General features: G+C 74.0%; 1 protein-coding gene. It reads left to right on the top strand.

The window, feature by feature from the left end; all coding sequences use genetic code 11:
• Positions 1 to 17: 17 nt before the first annotated feature.
• On the top strand, positions 18 to 235 hold a 218-nt coding region (locus tag FJ658_RS15345), incomplete at its 3' end, for a helix-turn-helix domain-containing protein (protein ID WP_219995795.1).

Consider the following 235-nt stretch of genomic DNA (forward strand, 5'->3'; position numbering starts at 1 on the left):
CAGCACTCGGGGACACCGTGGACTCGGTCCGGCGTCGAAATCTTTCGACGGTGCTCGAGCTCGTCCACCGGGGCGGAGGCCCCTCCCGCGCCGACCTGACCGCCCTCACCGGCCTCAACCGCTCGACGATCGGGGCGCTCGTCGCCGAGCTCGTCGAGCTCGGGCTCGTGCAGGAGACCGACCCCTCCGCGACCAACCGGGTCGGGCGGCCGTCCCGGCGCGTGCTGCCCGATCC

The sequence above is a fragment of the Schumannella sp. 10F1B-5-1 genome, assembly GCF_006517535.1.
Lineage (GTDB): Bacteria > Actinomycetota > Actinomycetes > Actinomycetales > Microbacteriaceae > Schumannella.